This window comes from uncultured Phenylobacterium sp., from assembly GCF_902826855.1.
Lineage (GTDB): Bacteria > Pseudomonadota > Alphaproteobacteria > Caulobacterales > Caulobacteraceae > Phenylobacterium.
Window position 1 is genome coordinate 1 of the sequence record NZ_CADEGK010000180.1, and the last position, 9306, is coordinate 9306.

7 protein-coding genes and 1 pseudogene are annotated in these 9306 nt (G+C 72.6%); 4 read left to right on the forward strand and 4 right to left on the reverse strand.

The features are described from left to right. Positions 1-315, forward strand: a pseudogene (locus QZV94_RS19660) (acid--CoA ligase); the annotation flags it as partial. Here QZV94_RS19660 and QZV94_RS19665 read toward each other — a convergent pair. Together QZV94_RS19665 and QZV94_RS19670 are read right to left on the reverse strand one after the other, a co-directional pair. After that, positions 312-854 (reverse strand): hypothetical protein, encoded by a 543-nt coding sequence (locus QZV94_RS19665; protein WP_293680788.1) that lies wholly within the window; start codon positions 852-854, stop codon positions 312-314. The pseudogene QZV94_RS19660 and the gene QZV94_RS19665 overlap by 4 nt on opposite strands. Positions 855-995: 141 nt before the next feature. Continuing rightward, entirely contained in the window at positions 996-2165 is a 1170-nt protein-coding gene (locus tag QZV94_RS19670; protein WP_293680791.1) for a S1C family serine protease, read from the reverse strand. Between the two features lie 34 nt (positions 2166-2199). Here QZV94_RS19670 and QZV94_RS19675 point away from each other — a divergent pair, with 34 nt between their 5' ends. The 3 genes from QZV94_RS19675 to QZV94_RS19685 all read left to right on the forward strand — a co-directional run bounded on the left by QZV94_RS19675 (position 2200) and on the right by QZV94_RS19685 (position 7491). Further along, positions 2200-5010: a CHAT domain-containing protein gene (locus QZV94_RS19675; RefSeq protein ID WP_293680794.1), complete on the forward strand. Its 2811-nt coding sequence runs from the start codon at positions 2200-2202 to the stop codon at positions 5008-5010. Between the two features lie 88 nt (positions 5011-5098). Continuing rightward, positions 5099-6229, forward strand: coding sequence for an acyl-CoA dehydrogenase family protein (locus QZV94_RS19680; RefSeq protein WP_293680797.1), 1131 nt, complete (start codon positions 5099-5101; stop codon positions 6227-6229). A gap of 2 nt (positions 6230-6231) precedes the next feature. Then, positions 6232-7491: an acyl-CoA dehydrogenase family protein gene (locus tag QZV94_RS19685; protein ID WP_293680800.1), complete on the forward strand. Its 1260-nt coding sequence runs from the start codon at positions 6232-6234 to the stop codon at positions 7489-7491. Between the two features lie 17 nt (positions 7492-7508). Here the strand turns inward: QZV94_RS19685 and QZV94_RS19690 are convergent, their stop codons facing one another. Then, positions 7509-8684: an alpha-hydroxy acid oxidase gene (locus QZV94_RS19690; protein ID WP_293680803.1), complete on the reverse strand. Its 1176-nt coding sequence runs from the start codon at positions 8682-8684 to the stop codon at positions 7509-7511. Positions 8685-8739: 55 nt separating this feature from the next. Then, entirely contained in the window at positions 8740-9015 is a 276-nt protein-coding gene (locus QZV94_RS19695; RefSeq protein ID WP_293680806.1) for a hypothetical protein, read from the reverse strand. Positions 9016-9306 lie beyond the last annotated feature (291 nt).

Consider the following 9306-nt stretch of genomic DNA (forward strand, 5'->3'; position numbering starts at 1 on the left):
ATGATCCTGGTGGGCGGCTCCAACGTTTATCCTGCCGAGATCGAGGCGGCGCTGGAGGAGCATCCGGCGGTGCAGTCCTGCGCGGTGATCGGCCTTCCGGACGACGACTTGGGCGCGCGCATCCATGCCATCGTCAACGTGAAGGGCGACGTGACCGGCGAAGAGCTCGCCGAGCACCTGCAGGACCGGCTGGTCACCTACAAGCGCCCCCGCTCCTTCGAGTTCGTCGATGAGCCGGTGCGCGACGACGCCGGCAAGGTGCGTCGCACCGCGCTGCGCGACGCACGCATCGCCAAGGCCGCGGCGGGCGCCTAGAGGCCCGCCGCCAGCAGCTCGATCAGCCGTGGCGCCTCCGAGGGCCGCATGAGGCGGAAGCGTTCCAGGTGCGCCAGAGCCGGGTCGGCCATCAGCTCGCCGTAGCGGGCCCTGCGCTCCGCATAGGTGTCCCAGGCCCAGCGAATGGGATGCTCGGGCTTGAGCCAGCGGCGGAAGTCCTCGCGGTTGCCGGTGCCGGGCCACAGCTCCTCACCTGTCCAGGCGCGATGGAAGGAGCGCCGCAGGACGCGGGCCATGACGACGGCCTTCGGATAGTCCAGCCAGACCAGGTGGGTGGCGCGGCCAAACAAGATGTCGCGGACCTTGGCGTAGTTGCCGCAGCTGACCCAGGCCTCGTCGGCGACCGCCTCGGCGACCCGGCGACGGAATTCCTCCGGGTCGCCCTGGTTCAGGTCCGTCCACCCCGGCTGCCAGTTGATCGCGTCGAGATCGACGTGGCGCACGCCGAGGCGGCGGGCCAACGCGCCCGCGAAGGTGGTCTTGCCCGACCCTGACGTGCCGATCACCGAGACGCGCATGGTCCGACTCTCGGCCGTCTCCCGCGCGAAGCCAAGCCGCCGTGGCCGCGGCCGCTACCAGCCCGAGGGGGCGGGTTGGCCCGGAATTCTTCTCGGGGCGGCTCCGCGCCGCCATGTGACGCCACGCGGCGCCCGCACGCCTCAGTTCTTCACCTTCTCCCACTTGTAGGGTTCGTCCTCGCCCTTCCGGAATGTGCCCAGGAGGTCGATCTTGCCGTCGCCGTCGGTGTCGTAGAGGCCGGTTTCCGGGGCGCCGTCGCGGTTCTTGTCGACCAGGATGGTGTCGATCGCCTGGTCGGCGTCGGTGTCCAGCATGGTCAGGACCGCGTCGCGCTTGTTGTTGGGTATGACCACCGAGTAGTCGCCCTCGTCGTCGCAGTCGGAGTCGATCAGGTACTCGACGCCAACCGGGTCCTTGGATGGCCGGCTGTCGACTTCCGCCTCCTTGCAGACACCGCCTGGCGCGTTGGAGCGCTTGATCGCCGCGCGGTTGTCCGGGCGGGCCAGCATGGCCTTCACGTCCTCCGCCGACACGGCGAAGTTGAGCCCCTCGCCGCTGGACTTGAAGCTGTTGATGCCGACCACCTCGAGTTTCTCGCTCAACAGGGGGCCGCCCGAATTGCCCGGATTGATCGGGGTCTGGGTCTGGATGACCGTGGCCTTGTGCTCGTAGCGGTCGCCGGTGGCGGTCCAGGCGTAGTCGCGGCGGATCTGGCTGACGATGCCGCGGGTGTAGGTCCAGGATTCGCCGGTGGGGTGGCCGATCGCGTGGACGTCGGAGCCGACGCGCACGGAGTCCGTGCTGCCGATGGTCAGAGGCTTGATGGCGGGCGGCAGGCTATCGAGCTTCACCAGCGCCAGGTCCGCCGGCTCGTCGCGCCGCAGCACCTTGGCCTTGTGGATCTCGGCCTTCGCGACGGAGGCGCCCTCCTGAGCCGGCTTGAAGATCACGCCGACGGTCTCGAACTCGCCCGCCACGTGGAGGTTGGTCACGATCTGGCCGTCGGCGCTGATCACCACGCCCGAGCCGACGCCGGCGGGGGTCACGATCAGGACCACGGCGGGGGACGCCTGCTCGTAGACCTTGCTCTCCGCGGCGCCGCGCGTGACCGAGCGGCCGTCGGGCCGCACGCCGTCCAGGGTGCGGGCGTACCGCTTTACCGCCGGCCCGGAACGCTGCGCCGCGGACCCCGCGGAGATCGACGGTGCCACGACGGCGCGGGCGGGCTTGCGGGCGCCGTGGCCTTGCGTGGCCGGCTGGCCGAGATGGCCTTCCGGAGGCGCGGCCTGAGCATATGATGCAGTGGCCAAGCTTGTGGCGAGCGCGGCGATTCGGAGCCATTTCATGGCCTTAGGTCCCCCCTCTGGACGGCTGCTGCGAAGCCTAGCCGTGCTTGGTCTGGCGGCAAGCCTGTTTCTCCTTACGGTTGCGCCGGCGCGGGCCAAGACCCCTGACGCGCAGATCGCGGAGGCCCAGCGGCTGTTCTTCGAGGGCCAGGGCCTGAAGGCGCGCACGCAGCTTGCGGCCCTTGCGGAGGCCGAGCGCGGCGATCCGGCGTCGCGGGCGCTGGCGCTGCAGACCCTGCTGGAGATCTGCCGACGGATGCGCGCGGCCGAGTGCCTGGTCGCCACCACCCAGGCCTATGTCGACGCGGTGAGCGCCTCGGTGTCGAGCGATCCGATCCGCCGCGCCCAGCAGGCGTTGGAGGTCGGCTACTATATCAACGCCGACCGGCTCGCGATCGGGTCCGGGCCGGCGCTGGCGCAGGCCATGGCCGACCCGATGTGGGGCGTCGACATCCCCGGCGAGGGACTGATCTACCTGCGCCGCCGGGCCCTGCGCGCCGACATCCTGCTGGCCAGCGGCAAGCCGGAGGAAGCCGAGCAGGCGATCAGCGAGGTGCTGGCGATCGCCGGCGCCATCCGGTCGCCGGCGGCGGCGTCCTACGACATCGCCACGGTGCTGGCCGACGCGTTGGCGACCCTCGTGGAGCTGGGCGCGTACGAGCGGGCCTACGGGCTCTTCGTGGCGAGCGCGGGCTTCGTCGTCGCTGCGCTGCCGCCGCGGACGCCGGAGGCCGTGCTGTTCCAGCGCACGGCGGCGAACCTGCTGCTGGGCGTCGACGATGGCCTGGGCGCGGCGCGCGCGACGGACGCGGTGCTGGACAGCCTGGCGGACCTGGAGCTCGACGCCGAAACCCGCGCGTGGCTGTCCGGCTCGGCGCTCAACATGAAGGCGGGCCTGTGCAAGGACGGCCCCGACTGCAGCGTCCGCGCCCTGTCGGACCACCCCTTGGGCGCGCTCTACCGCACGCCTGGACGGGCGCCGGCCAACGTCGCCGAGGTGAGATACCTGGGGGCCCGTGGGTTGGCCGCGCAGAGGGCGGGGCGGCCGGACGCTGTGGCCGCGGCGGCCCTCGGTGGTCCGCTGGGGTTCAAGCCGCAGGCGGAGGAGCGCGCTGCGGTGGAGGCCTTCCGCACAATGAGCCGCGGATTCGGCCTGCCGGCCGGGCCCGAGAAGAGCCAGGCGATCGGCGAACTGGGCGCGCAGGTCCAGGCCGCCGCGGCCGCGGCGGGCGCGCTGCCGGGGTCCTGGTTTCGGCCGGGCGTGTTCGACCGGCTGATGGTCGGGATCGCGCTCATCCCCGCCACCCGCGAGGCGACCGATCCCGAAACCACCTTTGCGCTGATCCAGCTCGCGAGCCGGGCGGGGCCGGGGTTCGACGCCGACGCCATGACACTGCTGTCGTCCGCGCGCACGGCGGACCAGCGACGGGCCGCGCACCAGGGCCTGCGGCTGCGGGCGCAGCGCGACCGGCTGGAGCAGGCCTCGATCGCGGAGATGGTCGGCCGGGCCCGCGCGCCGGCCTCGGGCGGCAGCTTCGACTACGACGCCGCGCGGCTGGCGGAGCTTGCGGGCCTGAACGAGAGGCTGGCCGTTTCCGACGCGTCGCTGGTGCGGGCCGGGCTGGCGATGTCGGGGTCCAACCTCGTGTCCCTGCAACGGCTGCGCGGCGTTCTGGCCAAGGACGAGGCGGCCCTTGCCTATGTGCCGGTGGGCGGTGGGCGGGCCTATGCCTGCGTCCGCCGCGACGGGATGACAGTGGTGGCGGCGCCTTCTGACAAGGACCACCCGCTCGACCTCGACGTCCGCCTGCTGCAGGCCGCGCTCTCGGCCACCCATGCGCCGGACGAGGATGCCGATGGCCAGTTCCCGGTGGCCGCCGCGGTCCGGCTCTACGACGCGTTCCTGCGTCCGTTCGAACCGTGCTTGAAGCCGAACGACCGGGTGATCTGGCTGTCGCCGCTGATCAGCGTGGGCGGCCTGCCGCTCGGGGCGCTGCTGTCTCGGGCGCCGCCGCGGCGCGGCGCAGGCTACGACCTGGCGGCCGCCGACTGGTTCGTGCGGTCGCATGCCGTCAGCTACGCCGGCTCGGCCGCCGCCCTCGTCGCCGCGCGGTCCGCACGGCTCAGCCCACCGGTCCGCGAGTTCCTCGGCGTCGGCGACCCGGTCCTGGACCGACCGGGGGCGGAGGCGGTCCGCAAGGCCGGGCTCGGGCCGTTGCCGGAGACCGCGGCGGAACTGGCGCAGTCCGCGCGGCCCTTCCGCACAGCCCAGGTCCTGACCGGCGAGGCCGCCACCGAGGCCCAGGTGCGCGCGGCGTTGGTTCGGGGCGCGCGGCTGGTCTCGTTCGCCACCCACGGCGTCATGCGCGGCGAGGTCGAGGGCGTGTCCGAGCCCGCGCTGGTCCTGACGCCGGCGGCGGGGCCGGCGTCCGACGACGGCTTCCTGACCGCCTCGGAGATCGCCGACCTGGAGCTCCCAGCCGACTTCGTGGCGCTCTCGGCCTGCAACACGGCGAACCTGGAGTTCACCCGCATCGCCCAGGACCTGCCGGCGCTGAGCTCGGCGTTCGCGCAGGCCGGGGCGCGCGCCACGCTGGGCACGCTGTGGCCGGTGAACTCGGAGACGAGCGCCACCGTCGTCGCGGGTGTCTTCGCCCGGCTGGCCGACGCCGGGGGGACGGGCGCCGCGGAGGCGCTCGCGCAGGCGCAACGCGCCTACCTCGCCGCACCGCCCGACCGCGCGCGCTTGCACCCACGCTTCTGGGCGCCCTTCATCATCCTGGGCGACGGCGGCGTCCGCGGCCGCTAGCCGCCCAAGCCCTGTTCAGCTGCGGCCCGTTGCCCAGGTCTCGTGTGCGAGTACGATCAAACTCGCAGACCGCGGGAGCCAGTCGACGATGCAGTTCAGTTTCACCAGCGAGCAGGAGGAGCTGCGCTCCGTGCTGCGCCGCTACTTCGAGGACACGTCGCCGACGAGCACGGTCCGCCGGTTGATGGAGACGGAGCGGGGCTGGGACGCGGCGGACTGGCGCGGGCTGCACGACCAGATCGGGCTTGGCGGGGTGCATGTGCCGGAGGCGTACGGCGGCCTGGGTCTGGGGTTCGTGGAACTGGGCATCGTCGTCGAGGAGATGGGGCGCGCCCTCGTCTGCTCGCCGTTCTTCGCGTCCAGCGTGCTGGCGACCACGGCCATCCTCAACGCCGCGGATGAAACGCAGAAGGCCGAATTCCTGCCGAAGCTGGCGAGCGGCGAGACCGTGGCCACCCTGGCCTTCGCCGAACCGAACGGGCGCTGGGATGTCGAAGGCGTCGGGATGACGGCGCGCCCGGGCGGCGGCCGCTATCGCCTGGACGGCGTGAAGTCCTTCGTCCTCGACGGCGCGAGCGCGGATCTGTTCATCGTCCTGGCGCGGGCGCCCGGGTCGCAGGGGTCGCAGGGGCTCTCGCTGTTCACGGTCCGCCGCGATGCGCCGGGCCTCACCGTCCAGCCGCTGGCGGCGCTGGACCCGACGCGGAAGCTCGCGCGGCTGGCGTTCGAGGGCGTGGAGGCCGACCTGCTTGGCGAGCCCGAGGGTGCGGCGGCGCCCTTCGCCCGCACGCTGGCGCAGGCCTGCGCCATGCTGGCCAGCGAGATGGTCGGCGGCGCCGAGCGGCTTCGCGAGTCCGCGCTCGAGTATGCGAGCCTGCGGATGCAGTTCGGGCGGCTGATCTCGTCGTTCCAGTCGATGAAGCACAAGCAGGCGGACATGCTGCTGGAGGTGGAGCTGGCGAAGTCCGCCGCCTACTACGCCGCGGCCGCCGCCGATGACGACGCCGCGGATTTCCCTGCCGTCGCGCACCTGGCCAAGGCCATGGCGTCCGACACCTATCTGCAGACCGCGATCCACACGATTCAGATCCACGGCGGGATCGGCTTCACCTGGGACAACGACACGCACCTCTGGTTCAAGCGGGCCAAGAGTTCCGAGGTCTTCCTGGGCGACGCGGCGTGGCATCGTGAACGCATGATCCAGACATGGGCGGCCTGACGATGAGCACGACGAGCGAAGAGGCGCTGCGGGCCGAGGTGCGGTCCTGGCTGGAGGCCAACTGGGATCCCGAGCGGGAGCTGGTGGCCTGGCGGAACCTGCTGATCGACGCCGGCTGGGGCGCGCCGACCTGGCCCAACCGCTGGTACGGCCGCGACCTGTCGCCGGAGCTGGCCCAGGTGGTTGACCAGGAGATCCGGCGCGTCGGCGCGGTGGGCGTGGCGCGGGCGGGGCCGCGGTCGCTGGCCCAGGCGGTCCTGCTCGCGCACGGGTCGGACGGCCAGAAGGAGCAGTTCCTGCGCCGCAGCCTCACCGGCGAGGACACCTGGTGCCAGCTGTTCAGCGAACCGGGCAGCGGATCCGACCCGGCGGGCGCGACGACGCGGGCGGACTTCAGGGACGGGCGCTGGGTGGTGAGCGGGCAGAAGCTGTGGACGACCAGCGCGCACCACGCCGACTGGGGTCTCCTGCTCGCGCGCACGGACTGGGACAAGCTGAAGCACCAGGGGCTCAGCTACTTCCTGATCGACATGCGCCAGCCGGGCGTCGAGGTGCAGCCGTTGCGCCAGATGAACGGCCACGCCTCGTTCAACCAGGTGTTCTTCACCGACGCCGAGGTGGCCGCCGATCACCTGGTCGGCGAGCGGGGCGGCGGCTGGGCGGTGGCCACCACGACGCTGATGCACGAGCGGCGCGGGTTCGACAGTTTCGGGGCGGGCGCCGGTCCCACCGACGTCAGGCCCGGCCGCACGCACGCGCAGGCGAGCGCCGAGGCGGCGACGGCGCTGGAGCCGTACGTCTGGTACCCGCAGCGCACCGGGCGGGTGGACCTGGTGCTGGAGGGCGCGCGCGCCAGCGGCAAGCTGGACGATCCGGTGGTCCGCCAGGAGATCGCCAAGCTGCTCAGCCTGGCCAAGAGCGTGGAGTGGACGGCCAGGCGGGCCCGCGCCGCCCAGGCCGCCGGCCGCCCGCCCGGCCCGGAAGGCTCGCTGGGGAAACTGGCCGCCAGCCTGATCGCGCGCGCCGCCGCGCGGGTTCACACCCAGATCGCCGGGGCCGACGCCATGCTGACGGGCGCCGATGGGCCGCTGGAGGGGCTGATCGCCGAGATCCTGGTGTCGACGCCGGCGATCTCGATCGCGGGCGGGACCGACGAGATCCAGCGCAACATCATCGCCGAGCGGGTCCTGCGCATGCCCAAGGAGCCGAGCCCGGACCTGGACCGACCCTTCCGCGACGTGCCGCGCAGCGTGGCGACCTGATCGGCTGAAGGCGCCATCTACCCAGCGGGCAGCACCCAGCTGCGGTCCAGCGCCTCGATGCTGGGCAGGCCCATCAGGACCATGTCGCGGACCAGTTCGGCCCGGAAGATGTCGAGGACGCCGGTCACCCCGGCCTGGCCATCGGCGGCGAGGCCGTGGACGTAGGGCCGTCCGACGAACACGCCCTTGGCGCCCAGGGCCAGCGCGATCAGCACGTCGGTGCCACGGCGCACGCCGCCGTCCAGATAGACCTCGCCGCGCCCGCCGATGCGCTCGACGATGGGCGGCAGGGCGTCCAGCGCGCCCAGGCAGCTGTCGAGCTGGCGGCCGCCGTGATTGGACACCACCACCCCTTGGGCGCCGATCCCGCTCACCGCCCGCTCGGCGTCGTCGGGGTCGAGGATGCCCTTGATGTAGAAGGGGCCCTTCCAGTGGTCGCGCATCCAGGCCACGTCGTCCCAGTTCAGGTCGCCCTGCATGCGCCGCGCCTGGTCGCGGGCGCCCTCGACGGCGCTGGCGATGGTGCGCGGGCCGGTGATGTAGTGGATCGGCGCGGCGCGGCGGTGCTTCAGCAGGTTCCACCACCACGCCGGATGCGTGCCGGCCTCCAGGAGGCGCCGGGCGGTGAAGGTGGGCGGGATGGTCATGCCCGAGCGGCGCTCGCCCTCGCGGTTGCCGATGACGCCGACGTCGACGGTGACGAACAGCGCCGTGTAGCCGGCCTGCTCGGCGCGGGTCATCAGCTCCGCGACCTTGGGCTTGTCGGCAAAGGGGTAGAGCTGGAACCAGTGGTTCTGCTCCGTCGCCTCGGCGACCTCCTCCATCGTGTAGGAGGATGCAGTGGAGAGCACATGGCGCGTGCCCGCCGCCTCCGCCGCCTTGGCCGCAGCGATGTCGCCGGTCCAGTGCGCCAGGCCCACCATGCCGGTGGGGGCCAGGCCGATCGGCAGGGAAACCTTAGTCCCGGCGATGGTCGTCGACAGGTCGGGCCTGGCCACACCGGTCAGGCTGCGCACCTTCAGGCGCCAGCGGCGGAAGGCGTCGCGATTGTCGGCCATGGTGACCAGGTCGTCGGCGCCGCCGCTGAGGTACGGCCAGGCCATGGCGGGCACCTTGCGGCGCGCCGCCTCGGTGTAGTCGTCCACCTTGATCGGCGCGTGGCCGCCGAACAGCCGGTACCTGAAGTTCGCCATGGCTAGGACGCCCGTCCCTGGGCGAACCCGCAGCCGCGAAGCCGTGGCCGGCGGTTCAGCGGATGGTTTCCTTCTCCTTGGGCGCCGACACGCGGCGCGTCCGGGTCTGGGCCTTGGGCTTGGGCAGCAGCCGGAAGCGCGTCTGGCACCAGGCGAAGTCGACGCCCACGTCGAGCAGGGCGTCGGAACGCCCGCAGGGGCAGCCGAACTCCATCACCGCGATCACCCGGTAGGTCTCGCCGGCCTGCAGGGGCACGGGCCTTCCGGTGGCGTGGTTCGGCGCCGCGTTGACGCAGAGAACCAGATCGCCGGGGCCGACAGCGTCACTCATAGCCTTGCATCCACTCGCCTCGCGCAAGACTAGACCCTGACCCGCCAGGGGCAAGGACCGGTTTGCAGATGCGCGCCGTCCCGCCGTTCGCGGGCTCGGCCCCGTAGCCCATCCCCGAGCGCCTCCCACGGCAAGCCGGCCGGCGGCGGCCGCGGCCACCGTCGGGGTGAGGAGCCTACCAGCCCGAGCTGCCGGGCCAGCACTGGCCGGGGCGAAGCCGCTCCCAGGGTGGGATGTAGGGTTCGGGCCACGGCTCCCGCGGGGGCTCCGGCGCGGGATCGGGGGGAGGAT